This window comes from Lysinibacillus sp. NPDC097195 (assembly GCF_044762075.1).
In the GTDB taxonomy this organism is placed as follows: domain Bacteria; phylum Bacillota; class Bacilli; order Bacillales_A; family Planococcaceae; genus Lysinibacillus.
The window spans coordinates 129580-155252 of the sequence record NZ_JBIWDP010000003.1 but is presented as its reverse complement, the minus strand read 5'-3'; the positions used below and the strand labels follow the sequence as shown (position 1 = coordinate 155252).

General features: G+C 39.6%; 22 protein-coding genes. 19 read left to right on the top strand and 3 right to left on the bottom strand.

Going from position 1 to position 25673, the window contains the following annotated elements:
* Window position 1: 1 nt before the first annotated feature.
* The 15 genes from ACIQXI_RS16025 (at window position 2) to ACIQXI_RS15955 (ending at window position 15807) form a co-directional block, all read left to right on the top strand.
* Window positions 2–940 (top strand): ROK family protein, encoded by a 939-nt coding sequence (locus tag ACIQXI_RS16025; RefSeq protein ID WP_402926840.1) that lies wholly within the window; start codon window positions 2–4, stop codon window positions 938–940.
* A gap of 350 nt (window positions 941–1290) precedes the next feature.
* Window positions 1291–1941 (top strand): TetR/AcrR family transcriptional regulator, encoded by a 651-nt coding sequence (locus tag ACIQXI_RS16020; RefSeq protein WP_402927262.1) that lies wholly within the window; start codon window positions 1291–1293, stop codon window positions 1939–1941.
* A gap of 88 nt (window positions 1942–2029) precedes the next feature.
* Window positions 2030–3172 (top strand): acyl-CoA dehydrogenase, encoded by a 1143-nt coding sequence (locus ACIQXI_RS16015; protein ID WP_402926838.1) that lies wholly within the window; start codon window positions 2030–2032, stop codon window positions 3170–3172.
* A 33-nt stretch (window positions 3173–3205) separates the two neighbouring features.
* Window positions 3206–4846 carry an AMP-binding protein gene (locus tag ACIQXI_RS16010; RefSeq protein WP_402926836.1) on the top strand — a complete coding sequence of 547 codons (1641 nt, stop codon included), beginning with the start codon at window positions 3206–3208 and terminating at the stop codon, window positions 4844–4846.
* A gap of 15 nt (window positions 4847–4861) precedes the next feature.
* On the top strand, window positions 4862–6220 hold the full coding sequence (locus ACIQXI_RS16005; protein ID WP_402926833.1) for an acetyl-CoA carboxylase biotin carboxylase subunit: 1359 nt from the start codon (window positions 4862–4864) through the stop codon (window positions 6218–6220).
* A gap of 170 nt (window positions 6221–6390) precedes the next feature.
* Entirely contained in the window at window positions 6391–6603 is a 213-nt protein-coding gene (locus ACIQXI_RS16000; RefSeq protein ID WP_402926830.1) for an acetyl-CoA carboxylase biotin carboxyl carrier protein subunit, read from the top strand.
* 12 nt (window positions 6604–6615) lie between these two features.
* Window positions 6616–7533, top strand: a complete 918-nt coding sequence (locus ACIQXI_RS15995) for a hydroxymethylglutaryl-CoA lyase (protein WP_402926828.1) — start codon at window positions 6616–6618, stop codon at window positions 7531–7533.
* A complete protein-coding gene (locus tag ACIQXI_RS15990; protein WP_402926826.1) occupies window positions 7530–8315 on the top strand; it encodes an enoyl-CoA hydratase in 786 nt (261 codons plus the stop codon). Before ACIQXI_RS15995 ends, ACIQXI_RS15990 begins: the two co-directional genes overlap by 4 nt.
* Before the next feature lie 24 nt (window positions 8316–8339).
* Window positions 8340–9878: an acyl-CoA carboxylase subunit beta gene (locus tag ACIQXI_RS15985; protein WP_402926823.1), complete on the top strand. Its 1539-nt coding sequence runs from the start codon at window positions 8340–8342 to the stop codon at window positions 9876–9878.
* Window positions 9879–10125: 247 nt separating this feature from the next.
* Window positions 10126–10701 (top strand): VanZ family protein, encoded by a 576-nt coding sequence (locus ACIQXI_RS15980; RefSeq protein WP_402926821.1) that lies wholly within the window; start codon window positions 10126–10128, stop codon window positions 10699–10701.
* Between the two features lie 339 nt (window positions 10702–11040).
* A complete protein-coding gene (locus tag ACIQXI_RS15975; protein ID WP_402926819.1) occupies window positions 11041–11781 on the top strand; it encodes a hypothetical protein in 741 nt (246 codons plus the stop codon).
* A gap of 24 nt (window positions 11782–11805) precedes the next feature.
* Entirely contained in the window at window positions 11806–12300 is a 495-nt protein-coding gene (gene ybaK / locus ACIQXI_RS15970; RefSeq protein ID WP_402926816.1) for a Cys-tRNA(Pro) deacylase, read from the top strand.
* Window positions 12301–12399: 99 nt separating this feature from the next.
* Window positions 12400–13032, top strand: coding sequence for a YczE/YyaS/YitT family protein (locus ACIQXI_RS15965; RefSeq protein ID WP_402926813.1), 633 nt, complete (start codon window positions 12400–12402; stop codon window positions 13030–13032).
* Between the two features lie 263 nt (window positions 13033–13295).
* Complete coding sequence (locus ACIQXI_RS15960; RefSeq protein ID WP_402926810.1) at window positions 13296–14372, top strand: nucleotide kinase; 1077 nt, start codon at window positions 13296–13298, stop codon at window positions 14370–14372.
* 235 nt (window positions 14373–14607) lie between these two features.
* Window positions 14608–15807 carry a glycine C-acetyltransferase gene (locus ACIQXI_RS15955; RefSeq protein ID WP_402926807.1) on the top strand — a complete coding sequence of 400 codons (1200 nt, stop codon included), beginning with the start codon at window positions 14608–14610 and terminating at the stop codon, window positions 15805–15807.
* A gap of 61 nt (window positions 15808–15868) precedes the next feature.
* Here the strand turns inward: ACIQXI_RS15955 and ACIQXI_RS15950 are convergent, their stop codons facing one another.
* Window positions 15869–17038, bottom strand: a complete 1170-nt coding sequence (locus ACIQXI_RS15950; RefSeq protein WP_402926805.1) for a pyridoxal phosphate-dependent aminotransferase — start codon at window positions 17036–17038, stop codon at window positions 15869–15871.
* A 163-nt stretch (window positions 17039–17201) separates the two neighbouring features.
* Window positions 17202–17900, bottom strand: coding sequence for a polysaccharide deacetylase family protein (locus tag ACIQXI_RS15945; protein WP_402926802.1), 699 nt, complete (start codon window positions 17898–17900; stop codon window positions 17202–17204).
* Window positions 17901–18197: 297 nt separating this feature from the next.
* Between ACIQXI_RS15945 and ACIQXI_RS15940 the strand changes: the two genes are divergently transcribed.
* Window positions 18198–18989 (top strand): carbon-nitrogen family hydrolase, encoded by a 792-nt coding sequence (locus tag ACIQXI_RS15940; RefSeq protein ID WP_402926800.1) that lies wholly within the window; start codon window positions 18198–18200, stop codon window positions 18987–18989.
* Window positions 18990–19129: 140 nt separating this feature from the next.
* Here ACIQXI_RS15940 and ACIQXI_RS15935 read toward each other — a convergent pair whose 3' ends face one another.
* Complete coding sequence (locus ACIQXI_RS15935; RefSeq protein WP_402926798.1) at window positions 19130–20707, bottom strand: PucR family transcriptional regulator; 1578 nt, start codon at window positions 20705–20707, stop codon at window positions 19130–19132.
* A 236-nt stretch (window positions 20708–20943) separates the two neighbouring features.
* On the opposite strand from ACIQXI_RS15935, the gene ACIQXI_RS15930 reads away from it, so the two are divergent.
* Genes ACIQXI_RS15930 through ACIQXI_RS15920 form a run of 3 tightly spaced genes read left to right on the top strand, consistent with a single transcriptional unit; the run spans window position 20944 to window position 25316 of the window.
* Window positions 20944–22365 carry an amino acid permease gene (locus ACIQXI_RS15930; RefSeq protein WP_402926796.1) on the top strand — a complete coding sequence of 474 codons (1422 nt, stop codon included), beginning with the start codon at window positions 20944–20946 and terminating at the stop codon, window positions 22363–22365.
* A gap of 14 nt (window positions 22366–22379) precedes the next feature.
* Window positions 22380–23912, top strand: coding sequence for a CoA-acylating methylmalonate-semialdehyde dehydrogenase (locus ACIQXI_RS15925; RefSeq protein WP_402926795.1), 1533 nt, complete (start codon window positions 22380–22382; stop codon window positions 23910–23912).
* A 48-nt stretch (window positions 23913–23960) separates the two neighbouring features.
* Complete coding sequence (locus ACIQXI_RS15920; RefSeq protein ID WP_402926792.1) at window positions 23961–25316, top strand: aspartate aminotransferase family protein; 1356 nt, start codon at window positions 23961–23963, stop codon at window positions 25314–25316.
* Window positions 25317–25673: the final 357 nt, after the last annotated feature.

The window sequence follows — 25673 nt, the reverse complement described above, 5'->3', positions numbered from 1 at the left end:
AATGCAGCACAAAGAGTATCTAGTTGGTGTAGATATGGGTGGCACAAAAATTGCCGTTGGTTTATTAAGTGTAGATGGAAAAATTATTAAAGAAATGCGGATGGACACAAGAGGGCACGAAGGTCCAGAGCTAGTAGTGAAGAGAATAGTAGAAGCGATTAATGCTCTTAGCGAAGGCTATGATATAAGAAGCATAGGTGTCGGTGTACCAGGCATTGTTAATACAGAAAAAGGGATTATTGAATATTGGTCTACGTTTAATTGGCGAAATATTCATCTGGAAAAAATGTTATATGCTCAGCTACAGAAAAAAGTGACTGTTGTGAATGATGCGAGTGCAGCTACATGGGGCGAATTTAACTTTGGGGCTGGTCGTCATGCACATAATATGGCTTTTATGACGATTAGTACAGGTATCGGCGGAGGCATTATTTTAGAGCGTAAGCTGTATAACGGCAGTAATATGTTAGCTGGCGAAATAGGGCATGTGACAGTAAATCCAAATGGGCCATTGTGCAATTGTGGGAAATTTGGTTGTTTAGAAGCATATGCGTCAGGCTTATCTATTCAAAAACATGCTGTTGAAGCGATTAAAAACCGCCCATCGATGTTAAGTGATATGGAGCAGCAAGAAAAAAGACCGCTTGATACAAAAATGGTGTTTGCTGCATATGCGTCAGGTGATGACGTTGCACAACAAATTATAGATCAAGCGGCTACATATGTTGGCATTGTGTTGGCGAACTTTATTCAGACATTTAACCCAGACTGCATTGTTCTTGGTGGTGGTGTCATGAAAACAAACGCTCGATTTATGGAAAAAATTCAGGAAGTAACGCACCAGTATGTGCTACCTTCCTATCGCGACACATATGAAATTAGACGCTCGGAATTATTTGAAAACGCAGCATTAATAGGTGCAGCAAACTTAATGATATAAGCAAATTGTTTGAGTGCCTGTCACTTTTAATGGGTACTTCAAGCGTTAAAATCCACTATGACTCTCGCACCCCCCAGTAAGATGCGGAGTATTAGTGGATTTTTATTTAAAAAAAGAGGATGGTTTTTTTGTTTTTAATTTTCAGAATTGTTTGAGTGCCTGTCACTTTTCTGTTTGTGGTTATGTAAATTCTCGTTCGTGCATAAAATCTTTTTGTGTGGAACTAGACACCATTTTTTGAGAATGCTATATTAAGGGTGTCATAGTATTTTTATAATTAGTTCAATTCTGTAAATTCTAATTATAGAAAGCAAAGGGGTAAGTGTGATAAAGAAGGATGATAGATGCTTATGGTAAAAAAAACGTTAAAACAAAGAATTGTAGATGCTTCTGTAGTACTGTTTCAGCAAGATGGCTATCATAATGTAACGGTTGACCGCATCGTAGAATATATCGGTGCATCAAAAGGTGGATTTTATCATAATTTTAAATCGAAAGATGAATTGTTGTATGAAGTGCATGACGTCTTTATTTCCTACGTGATTAAACAATCACAGGAAGCATATGACAAATACGATACGCCCATTACACGTTTATGTGCAATGCTTCAAACGCTAACACAAGTATTTGATGTGTATCAAGCCCATATTACAGTGTTCTATGAAGAAAGCCGTTCGCTATCGGAAGAATATAGCGCAATTATTCATAAAAAGCGTGATCAATATCGGGAAATATTACAAAAGGTAATTGAAGAAGGCCAGCAGACCAAGGATTTTCGTGCTGAATTGCCTTGTACCATTGTCACAATGGCCATTGTGGGGATGATTAACTGGACATATATGTGGTTTAAACAAACAGGCCCATTGACAATGGAGGAAATTACAGAAGTATTTACAGATATGATATTACGTGCAATTGTCACAGAACAAGCTATGGAAGAAGCAACTCAATTTATGGTACAGATGAAGCCAGCAGTCGATACTGGTTTTATTAAACTTTAATACCGACCGACTAGTCGGTACGAATTTTATGTAACTGTCGTCTGAACGAAATCCGCTATGGCAAATTGGATATTAGGGGGAAATGGGAATGAACTTTGAATTGACGAAAGAGCAAGCGATGATTCGAGACATGGTACGTGATTTTGCTGAGAAAGAGATTAAACCTTATGCTCGTGAAGTCGACGAGACATCAACAATGAGAATAGAAAGCTTTAAAAAAATGGCTGAGCTAGGCTTATTGGGTATCCCGTTCCCTGAGGAATATGGCGGCTCTGGTGGAGATACGGTTTCTTATGCGATTGCTGTTGAAGAAATAGGGCGTGCATGTGGAGGAACTGGTTTAAGCTATGCAGCAGCCGTGAGCCTAGGGGCGGCTCCAATCTATAATTTTGGTACTGAAGAGCAAAAACGTGAATGGCTTGTTCCGTTGGCTAAAGGGGAAACATTAGGTGCTTTTGGTTTAACGGAGCCTAATGCAGGGTCAGATGCTGGTGGAACACGTACAACTGCGGTAGTTGACGGTGATGATTATGTTATAAACGGTGAAAAATGCTGGATTACGAATGCTGGCCATGCTCGCCAAATTATTGTGACAGCGGTAACGGGCAAACGTGAAGATGGCAAAAAAATTATCTCCTCCATCATCGTGCCAACGAATACACCTGGTGTGACAATCAACTGTAATTACGACAAAATGGGTGTCCGTGGTTCCAATACATGTGAAATTATTTTGCAAAACGTGCGCGTTCCGAAATCGAATTTATTAGGAGACGAAAAACGAGGATTCAGCCAATTTTTAAATACGTTAGATGGGGGACGCATTTCTATAGCAGCATTATCAGTCGGCATTGCACAGTCTGCTTATGAGAAGGCATTAAAGTATGCGAATGAACGTGAACAATTTGGTGCGCCCATCGCTAAGTTACAAGCAATCCAGTTTAAGTTAGCGGATATGGCAATGGAAATAGAACTAGCTCGGACGCTAGTACATAAGGCGGCATGGCTTAAAGATCAGAAAAAGCCATTTGCCAAAGAGGCAGCGATGGCGAAATTATTCGCTTCTGAAATGGGCTTCCGCACTTGTAATCAAGCAATTCAAATTCATGGTGGTTCAGGCTATATGAAGGAATACGATGTAGAGCGTCATTTGCGTGACATTAAATTAATGGAAATTGGTGAAGGAACATCTGAAATTCAACGACTTGTGATTTCTCGTCTAATTGGCTGTTAAAAACATTCAATAGCATATTTAAGGGGGATTTTCATGGCACAACTTGTATATCAAACAATTGGTCAATTGCTCGATGAACAGGCTAAAAAATATCCTAAAAATGAAGCACTAGTGTATGCAGATAGAGACTTACGATTAACTTACGAGGAACTGAATGCGCAAAGTCGTCTAGTTGCAAGAGGGTTACTGGCTCTTGGTATAGAAAAGGGCGATCATATCGCTGTCTGGACGACAAATGTTCCAGAATGGGTACAGCTACAATTTGGCTCAGGGAAAATGGGGGCGCCAATTGTGACGGTCAACACCAATTACCGTGCACATGAGTTGGAATATTTATTAAGGCAATCTGATGCGAAAACGATTTTTTTAATAGAAAATTTCCGAGACCACTCTTTTATTAATACACTGCTAGAAATATGTCCCGAGCTTCAACATTGTGAACCAGGTAATTTGCAGTCAAAGCGATTACCTCTTCTGAAAAATGTTATTTTAATCGGCGAAACTAAGTACCCAGGTGTCCTGAATTGGTCAGATGTTTTAGCAGCTGCTGAGCAAGTAACCGAGCAACAATTAGAGCACATACAGGATTCACTCCATTATGACGATGTCATTAATATTCAATATACTTCAGGGACAACGGGCTTTCCCAAAGGGGTTATGCTAACCCATTACAACTTAGTGAATAACGCGGTGAATATCGCTGAATGTATGCGCTTAACATCAGACGATCGCTTATGTATTCCTGTACCATTTTTCCATTGCTTCGGCTGTGTTATCGGTACATTAGCCATTACAACGAGTGGTGGAACGATGGTGCCGGTACAAGAATTTTCACCTGCTGAAGTATTACGAACAGTAGAAAAAGAGAAGTGTACAGCGCTACACGGAGTACCAACGATGTTTATTAGTGAGCTGAATTTGCCTAATTTTACGTCATACGATCTCTCGACATTACGTACTGGCGTTATGGCAGGATCGAACTGTCCAATTGAGGTCATGAAGGCGGTCATCGAAAAAATGGGGATGACTGATATAACTATTTGTTATGGTCAAACTGAATCTTCTCCTGTTATTACACAAACGAGAGTCGATGATCCGTTCCACCTAAAAGTAGAGACGGTAGGCAGAGCATTACCGAACCTAGAAGTGAAAATTGTCGTTCCGGGTACAGATGAAGAAGCGGCAACAAATGAGCAAGGGGAGCTATGTACGAGAGGCTACCATGTGATGAAAGGTTACTATAACAATCTTGAAGAAACGCAACTGGCAATCGATCAGGATGGCTGGCTTCATACCGGTGATTTGGCAACGATGGATGAACAAGGTTATATAAGAGTAACGGGTCGCTTGAAGGATATGATTATTCGTGGTGGGGAAAATTTATATCCACGTGAAATTGAAGAATTTTTATATACATTCCCTAAAATTGCAGATGTGCAGGTTGCTGGTGTCCCTGATCCTAAGTACGGTGAAGAAGCCGCGGCATGGATTATTTTGCGTGAAGGAGAACAGGCGACAGAAGAAGAAATTCGCGCTTATTGTCGAGATAAAATTTCAAAACATAAAATTCCACGACATATTTTCTTTATCGAAAGTTACCCAATGACTGCCTCAGGAAAAGTGCAGAAGTTTAAACTTCGTGAAGAATTTGTTGCAAGAATAAAGGTGAAATAGGGAGGGGGCAGGACAATGTTTAAGAAAGTATTAATTGCAAATCGCGGTGAGATAGCAAGGCGTATTATTCGCACATGCAAGCGACTAAATATTTTAACTTTGGCAATTTATTCGGAGGCTGATGCTGAAAGTTTACACGTCAAAGATGCTGATGAAGCATACTGTGTTGGTAAGCCACCCGTTGTACAAAGCTATTTAAATATCGAGCGCATTCTAGACATTGCAAAAGAAAGCGGGGCTGACGCTGTACATCCGGGCTATGGTTTGCTTTCTGAAAACGCTGATTTTGCCAAACGTTGTACGGAAGCGGGTCTTGTATTTATTGGCCCGAGTGCCGCTGTTATCGCATCCATGGGCAGTAAACTGGAAGCTCGTAAGACGATGAAAGCCGCAGGTGTACCGATTGTAGAAGGGGTAGAAGCACCTGTCAAAGATGTAACCGAAGCAGTTGAAATTGCTTCACGTTTAGGTTATCCAATTATGCTAAAAGCCTCTGCTGGAGGTGGTGGCATCGGCATGCAATTGGTAACAAATGCAGAAGAACTAGAGAAGGCGTTTGAAGGTAATCAAAAACGTGCACAGTCATTTTTTGGTGATGGCACGATGTATATGGAACGTTTTATAGCCAATCCACATCATGTCGAAGTGCAAATAATCGCAGATTATGATGGTAATGTTGTTCCGCTATTTGAACGAGAATGCTCCATTCAACGACGCAATCAAAAAGTAGTTGAGGAAGCGCCTTCTCCATTTATCTCAGAGGAAACGCGAGCAAAAATGCTGGAAGCTTCTGTGCAAGCAGCGAAGCATATTGGTTATGTAAATGCGGGTACTATTGAGTATTTAGTAGATGCAGAGCAAAATTTTTATTTTTTAGAAATGAATACGCGCTTACAAGTCGAGCATCCAGTAACAGAGGAAATTACAAAACTGGATCTTGTTGAACAACAATTAAGAGTGGCAGCGAAACAACCGTTAAGCTTTACGCGAGACAGTATCGACAAACAAGGGCACGCCATGGAAGTACGAATTTATGCAGAAAATCCTGCAACATTTTTCCCATCTCCAGGCACTATTACAGAGCTTGTATTGCCGATTGGAGAGGGAATAAGACATGAATGTGGTGTAGAAGCTGGCACGACGGTGACACCATTCTATGATCCGATGATTAGTAAATTGGTCGTTTGGGGTGAAACACGAGCAATTGCCTGTGAGCGCCTTACTCAAGCGCTAAAAGAATACAAAATTGAAGGCATTCAAACAAATATACCGATGCTTTTGAAAACGGTAACCCATGAGCAATTTATAAAAGGATATACAACGACAAAATTTGTTGAGGAATTTTATTTACCGCAATTAACAGAATCAAAATAATGATTTTATGACATAGGCTTTCGTAGCAAAATGCTTCCAAGTACAAAGTTCAACACTACGAGAAGGTGTTTTCATACTAAGGAGCTTATGCAGAGCATGCGTTACACAATAACAATAATGTGTTGATTTGAGTGATACTTTCTATCACTAACAATTTGGAGGGATTTTATATGGCAACAGTAAAAGCGAGCATGGCAGGAACAGTATGGAAAATCGTTGTGGCACAAGGAGATAAAGTGACAGCGGGTCAAGACGTAGCCATTTTAGAGTCTATGAAAATGGAGATTCCAATTGCTGCTGAAGAGGATGGCATTGTAACAAAAATCATTGCGAACGAGGGCGATTTTATTAACGTTGATGACGATATTTTAGAAATTGAATAGGGAGGCATTTCTATGCAATTACCAAAGCATGTTACGTTAAAGGAAGTTGGTCCTCGGGACGGTTTGCAAAATGAGCAGGCTCACATTGCTACTGCAGATAAAATACAGCTAATCAATTTACTGAGTCAGACGGGATTGAATTATATAGAAGTAACGTCTTTCGTCCATCCGCAGTGGATTCCTCAATTAGCAGATGCAGTGGACGTGTTGCAAGCTATTAAACGCGAAAAGGACATAACGTATGCGGCACTGGTGCCAAACATGCGTGGGCTTGAACGTGCATTGCTTGCGGGCATTGATGAGGCAAGCGTTTTTATGTCTGCCAGTGAAAGTCATAATCAAAAAAATATAAATAAAACGATTCAGGATACGTTTCCAATATTGAAAGAAGTAGTCGATAGTGCAAAGGCTGCCAATAAGCATGTGCGAGGTTATATCTCAACGGTCATTGGTTGTCCTTATGAGGGGTACATACACCCAGATAAAGTTTTACATGTAACTGATAAATTATTGGCAATGGGCGTTGATGAAATATCGCTAGGCGATACAATCGGCGTTGGCGTGCCGACGCAAGTTGAGTACCTTTTAGAAGAGCTGTTAAAAAGATATCCAGTTGAAAAATTTGCTATGCATTTTCATGATACGCGGGGTACAGCGCTAGCCAATATTACAAAATCTTTAGAGATGGGTATTACAAAATTTGATAGTGCGCTCGGTGGTCTTGGCGGTTGTCCTTATGCAAAAGGAGCAACGGGCAATGTAGCAACAGAAGATTTGTTATACCTATTGAACGGTATGGGTCTTGAAACAGGCGTTAATATGGAAAAACTGCTTGATGCAGTAAGATTTATCGAGCAGAAGCTGGAGAAGGAAGTTGCTTCGAAGCAAATGGCCATTGTTCGTAATGAAGGGAGTGCGAATGTCACGTGACACAACAACTCGTTCAATTTGATTTATTACCCGGTCATATCGGGCTTATTACACTAGCTCGACCAGAAGCTGCAAATGCCATGTCAGTGCAATTACTACATGATCTTAGTGTGACGCTAGATAAAATCAATGGTGATCCAGCAATACGTGTTGTTTTACTAACAGGTGCAGGGGAAAAGGCGTTTTGTGCAGGGGCCGATTTAAAAGAGCGTAAAGGGATGTCTGATCGACAAGTAAAACAAATTGTGCAATTAATCGGCGCAACGATTGCCAAAGTGGAAGCATTGGCCCAACCTGTGATTGCTGTGTTAAATGGTGTGGCATTTGGTGGAGGACTAGAACTCGCTTTAGCTTGTGATTTACGTATAGCCGCTGCACATATCAAACTAGGTCTTACTGAAACTTCACTTGGCATTATTCCAGGTGCAGGTGGCACACAACGCTTACCGCGTCTGATAGGCATTGGCAAGGCGAAGGAACTGATTTATACTGCTCGCCGCATCGGTGCCGAGGAAGCGCAACACCTTGGTATTGTGGAATATGTATATGACGGGCAGGAAGTGCAGGAAAGAGCGCAACAGCTTGCACTCGAAATGGCGAAAAATGCGCCACTATCATTAATTCAGGCGAAAAACGCGATTAATAGTGGGATAGAAGTAGATTTAGCTACAGGCCTGAAAATTGAATCACTAGCATATAGTGCACTTATTCCAACTGAAGATCGTTTGGAGGGCTTACAAGCTTTCCAAGAAAAGAGAGCACCGCAATACTTAGGGAAGTAATGGACTGCAAAGGGGGAATTGAATATGAGTAATATATCCACAGAAAATACATCCAATGCGATGAAGGAACAAATTTTAGCAGGAGGTCTGCCAAAATATCACGATAAAAATGCCCAACAAGGCAAGCTATTTGTTCGTGAGCGACTTGAATTATTGCTTGATGATGGGCTGCAATCTGAAGATGGTTTGTATGCAAACTGTTTAGCAGGTGATTTACCGGCAGATGGTGTAATTACCGGTATTGGTAAAATCCATGGTCGTACAGTATGTGTGTTAGCCAATGATTCAACAATTAAAGCAGGTTCTTGGGGAAAACGAACAGTGGAAAAAATGATTCGTATTCAAGAAACGGCGGAAAAGCTAAATTGTCCGTTATTTTACTTAGTCGATTCGGCAGGGGCACGTATAACAGATCAGCTGGAGATGTTCCCAGGACGCCGCGGAGCAGGACGCATTTTCTACAATCAGGTGAAGTTATCAGGAAAAATACCGCAAATTTGCTTATTGTTTGGCCCTTCTGCAGCAGGTGGCGCTTATATTCCTGCATTTTCTGATATCGTGGTAATGGTGGAGGGCAATGCCTCCATGTATTTAGGATCACCACGTATGGCAGAAATGGTTATCGGTGAAAAAGTAGATTTAGAGACTATGGGCGGCGCTAAAATGCATTGTTCAGTATCTGGCTGTGGGGATGTGCTTGTCAAAACCGAGCAAGAAGCAATTGCTTATGCACGTAAATACTTAAGCTATTTCCCGAATAACTATGCTGAGCGTAGTAAAGTAGAAGCACCGAAGCCACCAGCCTCTTTTGAAAAATCAATAGAAGAATTAATTCCTAAAAATCAAAACTCACCGTTTGATATGTATCAATTAATAGAGCGCTTAATTGATGAAGATTCCTTCTGTGAAGTAAAAAAATTGTTTGCAGCAGAATTAATAACGGGGCTTGGACGTATTAATGGGCAATCAGTTGGTATTATAGCAAACCAACCGCGTGTCAAGGGTGGCGTATTGTTCCATGATTCCGCTGACAAAGCAGCGAAATTTATTTCGCTATGTGACGCCTTTAATATTCCGCTAATTTTCCTTGTAGACGTGCCAGGATTTATGATTGGCACACAGGTTGAGAAGGCGGGCATTATTCGCCATGGTGCAAAGATGATTTTTGCTATGAGCGAGGCAACTGTACCGAAATTAACGGTTATTGTTCGTAAGGCATATGGGGCGGGGTTATACGCAATGGCGGGTCCAGCTTTTGAGCCGGATTGCTGTATTGCACTATCGAATGCACAAATAGCGGTAATGGGACCAGAAGCGGCTGTTAATGCAGTCTATGCCAATAAAATTGCTGAACTGCCAAAAGAAGAACAAGCAACTTTTATTGCAGAGAAGCGTAAGGAATATCAAGAGGAAATTGACATTTATCGCTTAGCATCCGAGCTGATTGTTGATGATGTCATTGAGCCAAATGATTTACGGAAAGCGCTTGAAACACGTTTGGAATTATATATGTCAAAATACTTGTTATTCTCACAACGAAAACATGGCGTCAACCCAGTATAAGAAGATTGGCTAGCCTTTTAGAGTGTAAACAAACTCAAAGTTTGTTTACACTCTTTTTTATTGTTGCATTCAGCTAAATGTGGAGCAATTGAGAATGTCCGTAGAAGGTGAGTAATCCGTCTGTACATTACCTTCTTACTGCAAATGTTTAGGCGATGAACATTTTTTGATATTTTTCACCCCTTGCATGGGCACGGTCAGACATATTAAAATATGGGATGGATAAGAGGAAGTGGGTGAATGAAGCATGGCAAAAAATAATATATCCAGTATTCAAGGTGATGCCAAGCTACCATTACCATTTCGAGCGTGGATTGATACGTATTATACACAGCTTAAAGTAATAGGATGGGTGTTTTTTAGCTTTTACACATTTATCGCCTTTTACAAATTAGTGATTAATCGCTTAGTAGAGGTCAGTATTACTTTATTTAGAGGCGATAATTCATTCAGTGAAATTGGGTTGTTTGATTATAGTAGCTGGCGCGTTACGACTAATTTTATACCGTTTGAAACGATTTTACGTTATATCAACTACTCACAATATTTTAATTTAGATTTGATTGTTGTGAACTTATTAGGCAATTTGTTAATATTTACACCGATGGGCTTTTTGTTGCCACTACTGTCAAAGAAGTTTCGAAAAGCATGGGTTATTATTTGTATAGGCTTTTTGTCGAGCCTTGCAGTAGAAACCGTACAGTTTATTTTTACGGTTGGATCTGCCGATGTTGATGATTTAATTCTAAATACGCTAGGTGCTTGGATAGGGTACATAGCATATAAATGCGTGCTTCTTTTGCCGAAAAGCAATCGTAAGTAAAAAGGAAAAAGCCCGTCTTAAACGGGCTTTTTTTTATGTGAAATTAACACTATTTTACCGGTGATTAATGTAATAATTTTTATTGAAAATGAATGAAAAAGTAATAAACGCATGTATTATGTATAAAAAAATAGTCCGGGGAACCAGTTCTTTATACCTATTTTCAAAATAAACTATTATTTCTTTAGGAGGTTAGTAGTCATTTTTGCTTGAATTTAAGAAAGAAAATTCCGATAATAAGAGTATGGAAACAATGAATTCGATGGAAAGATAGTAAATAGAGATTGTTCATATTGACTGCATATCTTGCATATTAAAAGAGAAAGTCGAGGTGTTAATATGAAATTATTAAATGTAATGGAGCAAGAAAGACAATCAGCATATTATAATCGAAAGAAAATCCTCCAGCGCAAAGAGGCTGGGGACGCTTATCGCAAAAATGCACAGTATTTCCAACCTAAAAAAAATCCAATACTACTTGAGCTCGAAAATCTCTTATTAGGACGCAAAGATCAAGATTTATATGAGCAGCATAAAGAAGAGGCAATGGACGTCACGCCGCAACAACAAGCGATGATGCAAGATTTACAGCAAACGGAGAAAAATGTAAAGGCGCACGAGCTAGCAGTAAAAGCAGTTAGTAGTGATAGCAGTGATCCTCTTTTTTCCTCGCGTTTACTAGAATCAGATAATGAGGATAAAGATAGTTTTCAATTGTTACCGCAGGTTCGAAATGTTGCGTTAACACCAACTATGCCAGCTTCACAGGATTTTCGTATAGCGGCTAGTACTAATGCACAAATTGCGGCGGACAATAGTGGTGCACAGCTAGATAACACAGCACTATATGAGCTTGAACCACCTTATGTAACGGAAAATATTGATGTACAGGTGCCTGAACGGTTTTTAAAAGATTTGAATTTAGACCCGTTTGCAGATACAATTTTCGGTAAGAGCTATGAAGAGGCATTGAAAGCACGAACATTTAAAATGGCATCTGCAAAATATGCAGCCCATATTCAAATGGCAAAAAGCGGCTATCGATTTGGAGAAGATTCGACTTTTTCAATGTCTGCTTAATGATGTAGATAGGGGAAGTTAATTGTGGCAAAGGCGAAGCATACGAAAACAAATGCTATCAGATTATTGGAGCAGCAAAAAATTCAATTTGATATTTTAGAATATGATACGGGTGATGGTCAAGTAGATGGGGTGTCGGTTGCTGAAAAAATCGGCCATCCTGTAGCACGAGTTTTTAAAACATTAGTCGCAAAGGCGAGTGCCGAAAAGCTATTTGTCTTTGTGATTCCAGTAGCTGAGGAACTTGATTTAAAAGCTGCGGCGAAAGTCGTTGGTGAGAAAAAGATTGAGATGCTAGCTGTAAAGGAACTGCTTGGTTATACAGGTTATATCCGTGGAGGTTGCTCCCCAGTCGGTATGAAAAAATTGTATCCAACTGTTGTTGATGCATCAGCACGTGAGCAAGGCAATATTATAGTTAGTGCAGGGAAAATTGGCATGCAAATGTACGTTCAACTAGATGATTTACTTGCAGTGACAAAAGGTCAGCTTGCTCCCATAACAACTATCCAAAAATAATTTTTGGGTAGTTTTTTTTATTTAGCAAAATTTAGGTTTTTATAGTGGAAATGATGATACAGTTAGAGAAATATCTTACATAGAGGGAATGATTAAGACATGCGAAAAGTGATGGGATGGCGCTGGGCGTTTTTTGTGGTGGGGATGATAATTATGTCATTAGGCATTACGATGTCGATTAAGGGGAAAATCGTAGGAACAAGTCCATGGGATGTATTACATGTAGGATTGTTTCAAAATTTCGGTTTATCAATTGGAACGTGGTCCATTATAACGGGACTAACAATTGTTGTTTCAACTGCAATTATTTTAAGGCAGTGGCCTAAAATAGGCACATGGCTAAATATGATTCTTATTGGTTCATTTATTGATGTATTTAATTGGTTATTGCCTTCAACAGATATTTATAGTTTTCAAATTACTTATTTCATTGTCGGTCTGTTTGTTTTAAGCTTCGGCTGTGGTATGTATATTGCGCCAAATATGGGTACAGGTCCCCGAGATACATTAATGATGATTCTTGTTGAAAAGTTTGGGGGGACGATTAAAACGGCACGTATGGGCATTGAAGTGCTCGTCACGATTCTCGGATGGTTGCTCGGAGGACCTGTCGGTGTGGGTACTGTCGTTATAGCCTTGACGTCAGGCTATATTGTGCAATACTCCTTACCATATTGTCGAAGAGTGTTAATGAAATGCATTGGCAATATAGAGGACACCCAACCTTTTTAAATGAGTGACAGGCACTCAAACAATTCTGAATTTTGCAGGTGAAATCTATATAGTCCACGAAGACGCTTGCGGGAACAACTTGTAAGACGCAACAAGTCACACGCCGCACGCGAGCAAGGGTTGTGGCTTACACTGTGTTCGCGGAAAGTGCAGTGAGGAGTGACAGTGAGGAGTGACAGGCACTCACACAATTTAGAACCCCCTTTCATCTTTTTCCGTAATAGTTCATATAATGTCATGGCATAAAAAAAGGGGGAGCGACATTGAACGGAAATGTGACCTACTACTTTGGACACGCACTGACAGGGCAAGGAATTAAACATTTATATAAAGAGATGATGGACGAAGCGGAACTAGTATACGTTCTGCAAGGACCATCAACTTATAAAGGATCAGAGCTTCTGAAAGAGCTTGGCTATTTTTATGTTAAGCAAGGCTTTGCTGTAGAGTGGTTCCAACATGCTTTACTGGAAAATGTTATAGAGGGAGTATTTGTTCGAGGTTGCAATCGACTGTTTATTTGGACTTCAGAATGGGGAATTGAACCGACTTTACTTGGTACGAAGCATCGTGTGCTATCCTTTTATGATTGCTTAGAAGATAAACCACTTCAAGAGATTGGTGAAAAGTTAGCTGTTGCCATAAAAGAGCGCAATTTATGGCGTGAAAAGTGTATTACAATGCTGGAAATCGCCAAAAAAATTCATGATGACTGGGAAATTGTGACGCAAAGCTGCATGGACTGGCAAGCGTTAGATGACCAAGTAACAAACTTGAAATCGGATATTTTCCAATCTATCGTCTTAAATAAAACGGGCAGACGTACACACCGATTATTAGGGACACTTACTCCTCGTGGCGCAGAAAATACAGTGGAGAGCATTACAAAAAACTTAGCGAGAAGATTAATGATTAAAGGCAAACCGGGTACGGGAAAATCCTCGTTAATGAAAGGGTTGGCCGACGAAGCTAATGCAAGAGGGCTAGATGCCCAAATTGTTTGGTGTGGATTAGATGCTGGATCTGTGGATATGGTCATCATCCCAGAATTAAATTTTTGTATATTTGATAGCACAGAACCGCATGTATTTGATCCACAGGATGGAAGATTTGGGGATGCCATTTTTGATATGGGGCAACATTGTAAGCTATCAGAGCAAGCTGAAGCCCAAATTGAAGACATTCGTGTGAAATATAAAAGCGCAATGCAAGATGCAATTGGCTATACGACGCGTTTTGCCGAAGCAGAGAAAACAATCCGCCAGCTAATGGATCATTGTTTATCGACAGCCCTTTGGCGTGAAAAAACTGCGCCTTTATTTGAAAGATTAGCAAAGTAATTTATTCTAATTGGGCGCTTATGCTACACTAGGGGTAGACTAGTTAATCTTTATTCTGCTAGCTTTTACTCAAGTAAGATTGCGACAAATGACCCCTTATTTGCAGCAATGTTCAGAGGTCTGCTGAATGGAGAGAATGCCTCTGGTAGATGTTTTGGTTTTTGAATGGTAGGAACACATCCATAAAATAAAATCCGAATATTTTGACGCCGAGACAAAACTAATCTTAGAAAGGATGATACTCTTGTCGAAAGTACTAAATACATTTTTAGATGAAAACTTACAAGCCTTACGTGAACAAGGCTTATACAATGAAATTGACGCAGTAGAAGGCGCAAATGGACCCGTTATTCAGGTTCGAGGACAGCAACTTATCAATCTATCTTCTAATAACTATCTCGGCTTAGCAACAAATGAGCAATTAAAGCAAATTGCGAAAGAAGCAACAGAAAAATATGGTGTAGGGGCAGGGGCTGTTCGTACAATTAACGGTACACTGGATCTGCACGTCAAATTAGAAGAAAAGCTTGCTGAATTTAAAGGAACAGAAGCAGCGATTTCCTATCAATCAGGCTTTAACTGTAATATGGCGGCCATTTCAGCAGTTATGGATAAAAACGATGCGATTTTATCAGACCAATTAAACCATGCTTCAATCATTGATGGATGTCGCTTATCGCGCGCAAAAATCATTGCATACAATCACTCAGATATGGAGGATTTACGTGCAAAAGCAAAAGAAGCGACAGAATCAGGTTTGTATAATAAAGTGATGGTCATTACAGATGGTGTATTCTCAATGGATGGTGATATCGCCAAACTGCCCGAAATCGTTGAAATTGCTAAGGAATTTGATTTAATTACTTATGTTGATGATGCACATGGATCAGGTGTGACAGGTAAAGGGAAAGGTACTGTTAAACATTTTGGTCTTGAAAAAGAAATCGACTTCCAAATTGGGACACTTTCAAAAGCCATTGGTGTAGTAGGTGGCTATGTTGCGGGTAAGAAAAACCTAATTGACTGGCTGAAAGTACGTTCTCGCCCATTTTTATTCTCAACGGCATTACCACCAGGTGATGTTGCTGCTATTACTGCCGCAGTACAAATGCTTATTGATTCAACAGAGTTGCATGATAAGCTATGGGAAAATGGCGACTACTTAAAAGCTGGATTAAAAAAATTAGGGTTTAATATTGGTGAATCTGAAACACCGATTACACCATGTATTATTGGGGATGAAAAATTAACACAAACGTTCTCACGTCGCTTATTTGAGGAAGGCGTTTATGCAAAATCTATCGTTTTCCCAACCGTTCCAAAAGGCACTGGCCGCGTTCGTAATATGCCAACAGCTGCACATACAAAGGAAATGCTAGACGATGCATTAGCGATTTACGAAAAAGTAGGTCGTGAATTGGGCGTAATTCAATAATAAAGTAAAGGCACTTTTGTTCAATTAGAACAGAAGTGCCTCTTTTCATACGTCCAGATAGTTATTGTTTAAAAAGATGAAGCTTTTCTATGCGCGCGATAGCTTCACGTAATCGTTCCTCACTAACGAGTAAACCGACACGTACATAGCCTTCACCGAACTGTCCAAAGCCATTTCCCGCAGCAACGGCAATATCTGCTTTATCGAGCAATAGGTCAGCAAATTGTTCACTTGTGTAGCCTAATGGAACAGGGAGCCATGCAAAAAACGATCCTTTTGGAGCAGTTACGTTCCAGCCAATGCGCTGCGCTTCTTCAATGAGCACATTGCGACGGCCTTCATATGTCGCGTTAAGTTCCTGTGCACAATGTTGGGAAGAAGTTAGTGCGACAGCAGCTGCCTGCTGAACAGCAGGGAATTGGCTACAAAATAAATGATCTTGAATTAAATTTATCGCTTCGATTATTTCGGCATTACCGACGGCAAAACCGATGCGCCAGCCAGCCATATTATACGTTTTTGATAATGTATACAGTTCAATACCGACATCTTTTGCACCGTCGGCCTGCAAGAAGCTCACTGGTTTATGGCCATCAAAGCCAATCGCACCGTATGCGAAATCGTGTGAGACAATGATTTGATGTTCTTTAGCAAAGCGGACAGTTTCCTCAAAAAATGCAAGTGTCGCTGTTCCGCCAGTAGGATTGTTCGGGTAATTCAAATAAAGAAGCTTAGCTCGTTCCTTTATTTCATCGGACAATGCACCATAGTCCGGCAAAAAATCATTTTCCGCGAAAAGGGGCATGACATCGTATTGAACATCACCTAAGACAACACCAGATAAATAATCTGGATAACCTGGATCAGGTAATAGCATCGTGTCGCCAGGATTTAAAACAGCCATTGGTAGTTCCACTAGACCAATCTTCGTACCTCCTAACACAGCTACTTCTGTATCGGGATTAATGTCAACATTGTATTCCCGTTTGTAAAATTGCGCTGCAGCTTGACGTAATTCAGCAATACCCCGGAATGGAGAGTATTTATGATACTGTGGATTTTCCGCAGACTCTTGAAGTGCTTTCACAATATGTGGTGGAGTCGGCTGATCGGGATTGCCCTGCCCAAGATTAATAACATCGCGCCCTTCTGCTAGGGCCGCATTGACTTTCTGCACAAGTGCTGCAAAAAATTGCGTTGGGAGTTGCTGTAGTTTTTTAGATAATTCCATGTATGGTCACCTTTTTCAGAATTTAATAATAATTAAGGGTATGTTGCACATACTATTACTTTTTTTATAGCTTGTCTATAGGCTTTGTTTAGTAAGGGTGAAAATAGTGGGTACTAGGTACTCACTTTTAGCATTACGCTAACAATATGTTTCCACGTAGTCTTCATAAATCCTGGAGCTCATTAACAGTAACAAATGTGTAGCCATTCTTTGAAAGCTCTTGTAAAATACTTTCAATTGTTTGCAGCGCACTCTCAGTTTCGACGTACATTGGGTGAATTAAAATAATCGAACCTGGCTCAATATTATCTATTACATAATTTACTTTATCGGTAGATGAATTGAAATAACTATCGGGTTCGAGATTCCAAGTGATGGTGTCTCTTTTATGTTTGTTTAAGTAATAAGGCAAGCCAACAAGCTTTTTTCCATTAGGTGGACGAACATCAATTTCTTCTTTAAATCCAACTTTGCGAATCAATAAATCGGTTTTCTCAATTTCTTCCTTATAGTAGGTAAGGGATTTAAAAACCATGCGATGATGGGAATACGTGTGATTGCCAATTTGATGGCCTGCTTCTACTATTTTTTCCGCTTCAGCTGGATGTTTTTCAATTTCTTCTCCGATTAGAAAAAAGGTCGCTTTGGCATGATATTTTGCTAATAACGGCAGTATCTCATTGACGTTGGCAGAGGGCCCATCATCAAACGTTAGGGCGACCACTTTTTGAGTTGTTTTTATTTGATAGGTGATATTTCCAAACAACTGATAGGTTCTAGCATTCATCAGTTTATAGGTGCCTAGTAATAGAAGGAGGACTACTAGCAATGCTGTTCCACTTCTTACAGCTTTCTTTTTCATAACAAACCTTCTTTCCAGAGTGGGGTTTTAATACAGTGTAATATTCTATTCGAAAGTCGCTTTCCCTTTAACTGAGTTAGGGGAAAAGAAAAAAGTGTTAGTTAAGGGGCTTTGCTATTAGCATATTATTATGCGCTGCGCTTCACCAATATCATGGATGATTTACCTATATCATCGACAAGCACTGATCACTCAGTGATATAATAATCTTTAGAATAGATGGCGTTGAGCTAAACGCTTTTGGAATTACTTATATCTTGAACTATAAAACTATTTTTTATTAATGGGGGAATGGACATGAAAATAGGTTGTATTCAATTAAATGTAAGGTTTGGCAAGGTGGAAGAAAACTACGCAAGAGCCGAGGAGAAAATACGTGAAGCGGCAAGTTTGGGCGCGGAAATCATCGTACTTCCGGAAATGTGGAATACTGGCTATGCGCTTGAAAAGTTACCGGAAATTGCAGATGTGGATGGTCAGCGAGCAAAGGCATTTTTACAAGCGTTAGCCGTGGAACTTGGTGTACATATTGTGGGAGGCTCTGTGGCAACGAAGAAGGGCGATAAATTTTACAATACAATGTATTCGTTCAATAAGGAAGGACAGCAAGTTGGTGAATATAGTAAGGCGCATTTATTCCGTTTAATGGATGAGCATCTATATTTAGAAGCGGGCGATGAAATGAACCGCTTCGCACTTGGAGATATCGAAGCTGGTGGCGTGATCTGTTATGATATTCGCTTCCCAGAATGGTTACGAGCGCATGCATTAGCAGGTGCAAAGGTGTTATTTGTGCCTGCACAATGGCCAACACCACGCATCGATCATTGGAAAACATTATTACAAGCACGTGCAATTGAAAATCAATGCTTTGTTATTGCCGTTAATCGGATAGCTAACAAAGTAGAAAATTTTAATGGACAATCAATGATTATTCAACCTTGGGGAGAAGTATTATGGGTTGGCGCAGAAGATGAAGAAGTTGCGGTTATTGATGTTGATTTTTCCATTGTCGATGAGGTGCGAGATAGAATACCAGTATATGACGACCGAAGACCCGCATTATATAGTGGGGTAGTAACAAAGTAAGTGCCAGGCACTCGAGCAATTGTCAGTAGAAATTTATGAATATTTCTGCCCACAACAGCACACCAAGTAAGCCATAAGAACCCTTACGGAAGGGTTGCGGCTTACTTTGTAGTGCCAGGCACCCGAAATATTCTGAATTTTTAAATTATTTTCGTTTTATCTTCTATTAATGAATTGGCTAGAAGCATAAACTCAAGCGTAATGCGGTTGTGGCCTTTCATAAAGTTTTCCCCTAGTAGACTTTCAAGCTTTTTTAAACGATGATAGAGTGTTTGCCTGACGATAAATAATTGTTTGGCTGTCTGTTGTTTAGAGCCATTTGTTTGTAAATAAACTTGAAGTGTTTCTAACAGTTTGCTGTTGTACTTCTTATCGTAGTCAATAACCGGCTGTAAATAATCTTGAATAACTTCTTGTAAATTCACTTGCATTTGTAACTTATATATCAAGTGATATAAGTGTAAATCGTCATAAAAAAAGGATGTCGTTTGCACTTTACGGCAAATATATAATGTTTCCAAAGCAGTTTGATAGCTTTTAGGGATTTCCTCAACATCTGAAACGACCTTACCAACCGCTAGTTGATAGCCTTGTGACACTTGCTTTTTATAAAAATCTGTTTGCTGGAGCGTTGAAAATAGCGAATTTAATAATTCGCGGCTCGCTTTACTATCTTTTGTATGGAGTAAAATGAACACGACATAGCTTTTTCGTTCGAATAAAAACAGCGTAAAGCCATTTTGTTCAAAGAGATTCCGATAATATAGTTTGCTATACACAATATCCTCTTGCGCTCTCATAATAGTATAAGGAGACGATAAAATAAAAACGGCGCAACTATAGTACGTATAATTAGAATGGTGTGCCACAATAAATTTAAAGATCTCCTCTTTCGTCAGTTTTTGATCAATCCAATCCGCTAAAATAGTGGCATCCTCGATATCCCTTTTTTCTTCAATATAGAAGTCTCGCATTAATAGCTGCGCGAGTGCTGTTGCTGTGCGATCTAAAATAAGTAATTCAAATTCTGTAAATAATCCATCCGCCCGATATAGGGTCAAATCTGCATAATGTTGATCGACAATAAAAATAGGCTCATGTTTAAATTGCGGTGCTGTTTTGGGCATCGCTAATAATTGCTGTCGTTTAACTAGTGGTAAATTTGGGAAAAAGAGAGGGTCACGCCCTTTAATAGAAAAAATAATTTGTGTCCGTAATGTATGATAGATTGTTTGCAATATATCATCTGTGTTTTGTCCTAACAGAGCATTTTTGTTTAAAGTTTGTGAGTACGTTTCTAAAGAAGAAATCATTAAATATTGCTGATTCATAATTTGGCTATGCAAATCTTGGGTAATCCGAACAAAAGGTACTGTCTCATGAAAAACAATGATAGGGAAGTCGTGCCGGTTAGCGAGTGAAAGGATTGTCTCTGGTATCGATTGCAAATAAGTGCCGTATTCGATACATAGTGCAGCACAGTTTTTAGTGATTAGAGACTCGACAAAAAAGAGAAAGTCCTCCAGATGATGCTGCAAACTAATCCCTGTTGTTAAAACTAATTCGTCTCCTGCTAAAAAATTATCCACTTGCACAATTTCAATGACATGTGCCCACTTTACAATACGTAATAAGCCATCTTGGCCTGCAACGACTTCTGCACTTCGAAAATATTCGTTTTCTAATACGTCCTTTACCTGAAGTTTATATTGACTCATCGTAGTCCCCCCATCAAAGTATGGCATTGTACATAGAAATAACCTAATTCATAAGTGAAAAGCACTAATTTAGCTAGAAATGAACTGAAAATTGTCCTTCATGTTTATTTCTTCTATTTTACATTATGTTCAAAACAAAATCATAGAATTTTACAGTTTGTCTATTACTTCAGTTCTTTGGAAGATGTAAGATTTTTTATAAGAAACAATCCAATCTTGATGAAAGGGTGACAGGTATGGAACAACAAACGCAGTTACAGAAAGGTTTAAAGAAACGGCATATGACGATGATTGCTATCGCAGGGGTAATAGGCGCTGGCCTCTTTATGGGAAGCGGTTCGGTTATTAACTTGGCTGGACCTGGTGCCATACTGTCTTATATTTTTGCTGGCATTATCGTTGTTCTTGTTATGCGAATGCTTGGTGAAATGGCAGCGGTAAATCCAACAAGTGGGTCATTTGCCCATTATGCACATGAAGCGATTGGTCCATGGGCAGGCTTTATGATTGGCTGGTTATATTGGTTTTTCTGGGTTGTCGCAATTGCCCTAGAAGCAACTGCTGCCGCCGCAATTATCCAATACTGGTATGATGGGATTCCGTTATGGCTGCTTAGTCTACTATTAACGGTTGCACTCACTTTAACAAATGTTCTATCAGTAAAGGCATTTGGTGAGTTTGAATACTGGTTCTCTCTTATCAAGGTTGTTAGTATTATTGCTTTCCTAGCACTTGGGGCATTTATTATTTTCGGCATTGCTCCGAATTTCAATGCGATAGGAACGGCCAATTTAATTGGTGAAGGTGGATTTTTACCAAATGGCTTTGGCGCTGTACTTATGGGGGTCGTCATTGTGATTTTTTCTTTTATGGGGACTGAAATTGTCGCCATTGCTGCTGGAGAATCGGATGAACCGTTGGCTGCTGTAACAAAGGCTACAAATTCCATTACATGGCGTATATTACTTTTCTATGTAGGGTCGATAACGGTAGTCGTTACATTATTACCGTGGCACTCCTCTGATATTTTAACAAGTCCTTATGTAGCGGTTTTAGATTACATCGGCATTCCAGCGGCCGCACAAATCATGAATTTTGTTGTACTAACAGCGGTTTTATCTTGTTTGAATTCGGCTCTCTATGCCACATCAAGAATGGTTTTCTCTTTAGCCGAAAAAGGGGAGGCACCAAAAGCATTTTTAAAACTAAATAAAAAGGGCTCTCCTGTAAATGCAATTCTAGCAGCTACTTTTTTCTCATATATTGCAGTAATCATGAATTATATTTCGCCAGATAAAGTGTTTATGTTTTTATTAAGCTCTTGTAGTGCAATAACGTTAATACTTTATTTAATTATTTCATTCTCCCAATTGAGAATGCGCAAAAAGATAGAAAAAGAAAATCCAGCATTATTAAAAGTGAAAATGTGGCTCTTCCCATATTTAACATATTTGACGATACTAGCTACTACTGCACTACTAATAGCGATGTTCTTTATCGACTCTATGCGTTCTCAAATTTTATTTACATGTGTGGTCGTAGCCATTGTAATGATTCTCTATGTAGTAACACAAAGAAACAAGACTACGAACCTAATAGAAGAGGCAAGTTCTTCCTTCCAAAAGGACAATTTGATTTTAAATAATGAGACGGAATAAGGAGTGTTGAGAAGATGACAATTCAACAACAAACGAAAGTACTATCACATTTTATTAATGGCCATAAAGCAACGGGAACGAGCGGTCGTTTTTCAGATGTCTACAACCCATCGACTGGAGAGGTTCTAGCACAAGTGCCATTAGCTTCAAGAGAGGAAGTAAAGCAAGCTATTGAATTTGCAAAGACAGCTTTCCCAGCTTGGAAAAAAACATCGATAGGTAAACGTATAGAAGTATTGCATCGTTTCCGCCAACTATTAGTGGAGCGGCAGGATGAGCTGATTCAAGTGATCTGTGAGGAAAGTGGCAAAACAAAAGAAGATGCCAAAGGTGAAATTACTCGGGGCATTGAATCTGTAGATATGGCAATCAGTGCACCACAGTTATTGAAAGGTGAATATTCAGTAAATGTTGGCGGTGACATTAATGCCTTTTCTGCTAAAGCACCATTAGGCGTTGTTGCAACAATCGCTCCTTTTAATTTCCCTGTAATGGTGCCACTTGCCATAACGAGTATGGCTGTTGCAGTTGGCAATGCCGTTATTTTAAAGCCATCGGAACGCGTACCACATGCCGCATTATTGCTAAGCGAATTATGGAAAGAGGCAGGCTTACCGGATGGCATTTGGACAGTGATTAATGGCGATAAAGAAGCTGTGAACGAATTGCTTGAAAATAAAGAGATTCAAGCCATTTCATTTGTTGGCTCGACACCTGTAGCGGAATATATTTATCACACAGGGACAAAGCACAATAAGCGTGTAGCGGCATTTGGTGGAGGGAAAAACTTTATGATTGTGATGCCGGATGCCAATCTTGAGCAAACAGCTAATGCCTTTTTAGGTGCAGCATATGGGGCGGCTTCACAGCGTTGTATGGCTATTTCAGGTGCGATAGTAGTAGGGAAAGATACTGAAAAACGCTTGACGGAAATATTAAAAGAGAAAGTATTGAATTTAAAAATAGGATCGTTCCAAGAGGCAGATATTGATTTTGGACCAGTCATAACGCAACAAGCGAAAGATACAATTATTCACTATATAGACGGTGCGGTAGCAGAGGGGGCCAACTTAGTAACGGATGGAAGAAATCCGAGTATTTGCGAAACATCGAAAGGTTTTTATTTAGGACCTACTTTACTTAATCAAGTCACACCGGAGATGAAGATTTTTAAAGAGGAAGTGTTTGGGCCTGCACGCATTATCGTAGGGGTAGAGTCATTGCAGGAAGCTATTGATCTCATTAATAACCACGAGCTTGGGAATGGTGTGACGATGTTTACGAGTAGTGGACGTGCTGCGCGTAAATTCCAAGAAGAAATTGAAGTTGGAATGGTTGGTATAAACGTCCCTATTCCAATTCCTGTTGGCTATCATAACTTCGGCGGATGGAAGCGTTCAAAATTTGGTGAAGGGCATATGTTTGGACCAGACCAAGCACGTTTCTTTACCAAGGCGAAAACGATTTCTGAACGTTGGCCGGATGAAGAGGAAGATACAACAAGCTCATTTGCTTTCCCAAGTAATAGCGATACGAAAGGGCAGTAGAAAAATTTTTGCAACGCAACACAATATCAATTAAAGGGGTGCTTGTAAATGGTTCACACAAATCTGAAGAGTGACGTATTAAAAAAGGATGAACAGTATGTCTGGCATTCAATGAAACCTTATAATCCACAAGCCACATATGTGGTAGAAAAATCGGAAGGTGCAAAAATCATTGATACGGACGGGAATGAATATATAGATGCAATGGCAGGCTTGTGGTGTGTAAACGTCGGCTACGGGCGGAAGGAATTAGCGGATGTTGCGCATGAACAAATGATGAAGAATGCCTATGCACCTTTGTCACAAGGACATTTGCCCGCCGTTGAATTAGCAGAAAAGATTAACCAAATACTTGGCGGTGATTATGTTATTTTCTTTTCAAATAGTGGCTCTGAAGCGAATGAAACAGCATTTAAAATTGCTCGACAATATCATCAGCAAAAAGGACAAAGTTCTCGCTATAAAGTGGTCTCTCGTTACCGTGCGTATCATGGTAACTCCTTTGGGGCTTTAGCCGCAACTGGGCAGGCAGAACGAAAATATAAATATGAACCACTATCACCAGGGTTTATTCATGTAGCACCACCAGATCAATATCGTGAACATGAAAGTGATACATGCGCCCCATTAGATTTAGCGAGTGTTAAAGCTGTCGATAAGATGATGACATGGGAAATGAGCGATACGATTGCCGCAATGATCTTAGAGCCTATTATTACGGGTGGTGGTGTTATTATGCCTCCTGAAAACTATTTAAAAGGTATAGAGGAAGTGTGTAAAAAACACGGAGCTTTATTGATTGTCGATGAGGTTATATGTGGCTTTGGTCGGACAGGTAAGCCCTTTGGATTTATGAATTATGGTGTCAAGCCGGATATTATTACGATGGCTAAAGGTATTACAAGTGCCTATTTACCACTGTCTGCAACGGCGGTGAAACGCGAAATTTATGAGGCGTTTACAGGCTCAGATGCATACAGTTATTTCCGTCATGTTAATACATTTGGTGGCTCACCAGTAGCGTGTGCAGTGGCATTGAAAAATATTGAAATTCTTGAACGAGAAGCATTATTTGATCGTTCCAAGGAAATTGGTGCTGCAACACTAAAAATGTTGCAACAAGAATTACAGCATCATCCGAATGTAGGCGATGTGCGAGGAAAAGGCTTATTAATTGGTATTGAATTAGTTGTAGATAAAGTGACGAAAGAACCTTTACCAGTGGAAAAAGTGAACGCCGTTATTGCGGCATGTAAAGGTCAAGGTGTTATTATTGGGAAAAATGGAGCGACCGTAGCAGGGTTTAATAACGTTTTAACGTTATCACCTCCGCTCAATATTGCACAAGAAGATCTAGACCGTATACGAAACGTGGTTGTAAATTGTTTAAATACGCTTAAATAATGAATCATCAAAGTTCTAAAAGCCATGGCTTCAAGGCTTTTAGAACTTTTATTGTGGCTCCTTGCAATATGAATGAACTTAAAATTCTGAAATTATTTTAAAAAATACTGGAAAAAATGTTTTTCATAGTTTATAGTTGTTAAAAAATAATTAATTTTCTGATAATGAACCGTAAGAGAATATTTTTTTACCTACTTATTTTCAGCAGTGGAATAAACACATCTTGTAATTTGAACTATACTTTCTGATTTTAAAGCAATTGTGATCGTTGAGGAAGCAATGACTTTCCTGAATTGAATTGTCTAATGAAGAAGTATAGTTTATTTTTTGCCTACTTATTTTCATCAGTGGAGAAAA

Coding starts and splice junctions, on each gene's coding strand:
- ACIQXI_RS16025 (WP_402926840.1), top strand. CDS start 2: ATGCAGCACAAAGAGTATCTAGTTGGTGTAGATATGGGTGGCACAAAA.
- ACIQXI_RS16020 (WP_402927262.1), top strand. CDS start 1,291: ATGGTAAAAAAAACGTTAAAACAAAGAATTGTAGATGCTTCTGTAGTA.
- ACIQXI_RS16015 (WP_402926838.1), top strand. CDS start 2,030: ATGAACTTTGAATTGACGAAAGAGCAAGCGATGATTCGAGACATGGTA.
- ACIQXI_RS16010 (WP_402926836.1), top strand. CDS start 3,206: ATGGCACAACTTGTATATCAAACAATTGGTCAATTGCTCGATGAACAG.
- ACIQXI_RS16005 (WP_402926833.1), top strand. CDS start 4,862: ATGTTTAAGAAAGTATTAATTGCAAATCGCGGTGAGATAGCAAGGCGT.
- ACIQXI_RS16000 (WP_402926830.1), top strand. CDS start 6,391: ATGGCAACAGTAAAAGCGAGCATGGCAGGAACAGTATGGAAAATCGTT.
- ACIQXI_RS15995 (WP_402926828.1), top strand. CDS start 6,616: ATGCAATTACCAAAGCATGTTACGTTAAAGGAAGTTGGTCCTCGGGAC.
- ACIQXI_RS15985 (WP_402926823.1), top strand. CDS start 8,340: ATGAGTAATATATCCACAGAAAATACATCCAATGCGATGAAGGAACAA.
- ACIQXI_RS15980 (WP_402926821.1), top strand. CDS start 10,126: ATGGCAAAAAATAATATATCCAGTATTCAAGGTGATGCCAAGCTACCA.
- ACIQXI_RS15975 (WP_402926819.1), top strand. CDS start 11,041: ATGAAATTATTAAATGTAATGGAGCAAGAAAGACAATCAGCATATTAT.
- ACIQXI_RS15965 (WP_402926813.1), top strand. CDS start 12,400: ATGCGAAAAGTGATGGGATGGCGCTGGGCGTTTTTTGTGGTGGGGATG.
- ACIQXI_RS15955 (WP_402926807.1), top strand. CDS start 14,608: ATGATACTCTTGTCGAAAGTACTAAATACATTTTTAGATGAAAACTTA.
- ACIQXI_RS15950 (WP_402926805.1), bottom strand. CDS start 17,038: ATGGAATTATCTAAAAAACTACAGCAACTCCCAACGCAATTTTTTGCA.
- ACIQXI_RS15945 (WP_402926802.1), bottom strand. CDS start 17,900: ATGAAAAAGAAAGCTGTAAGAAGTGGAACAGCATTGCTAGTAGTCCTC.
- ACIQXI_RS15940 (WP_402926800.1), top strand. CDS start 18,198: ATGAAAATAGGTTGTATTCAATTAAATGTAAGGTTTGGCAAGGTGGAA.
- ACIQXI_RS15935 (WP_402926798.1), bottom strand. CDS start 20,707: ATGAGTCAATATAAACTTCAGGTAAAGGACGTATTAGAAAACGAATAT.
- ACIQXI_RS15930 (WP_402926796.1), top strand. CDS start 20,944: ATGGAACAACAAACGCAGTTACAGAAAGGTTTAAAGAAACGGCATATG.
- ACIQXI_RS15925 (WP_402926795.1), top strand. CDS start 22,380: ATGACAATTCAACAACAAACGAAAGTACTATCACATTTTATTAATGGC.
- ACIQXI_RS15920 (WP_402926792.1), top strand. CDS start 23,961: ATGGTTCACACAAATCTGAAGAGTGACGTATTAAAAAAGGATGAACAG.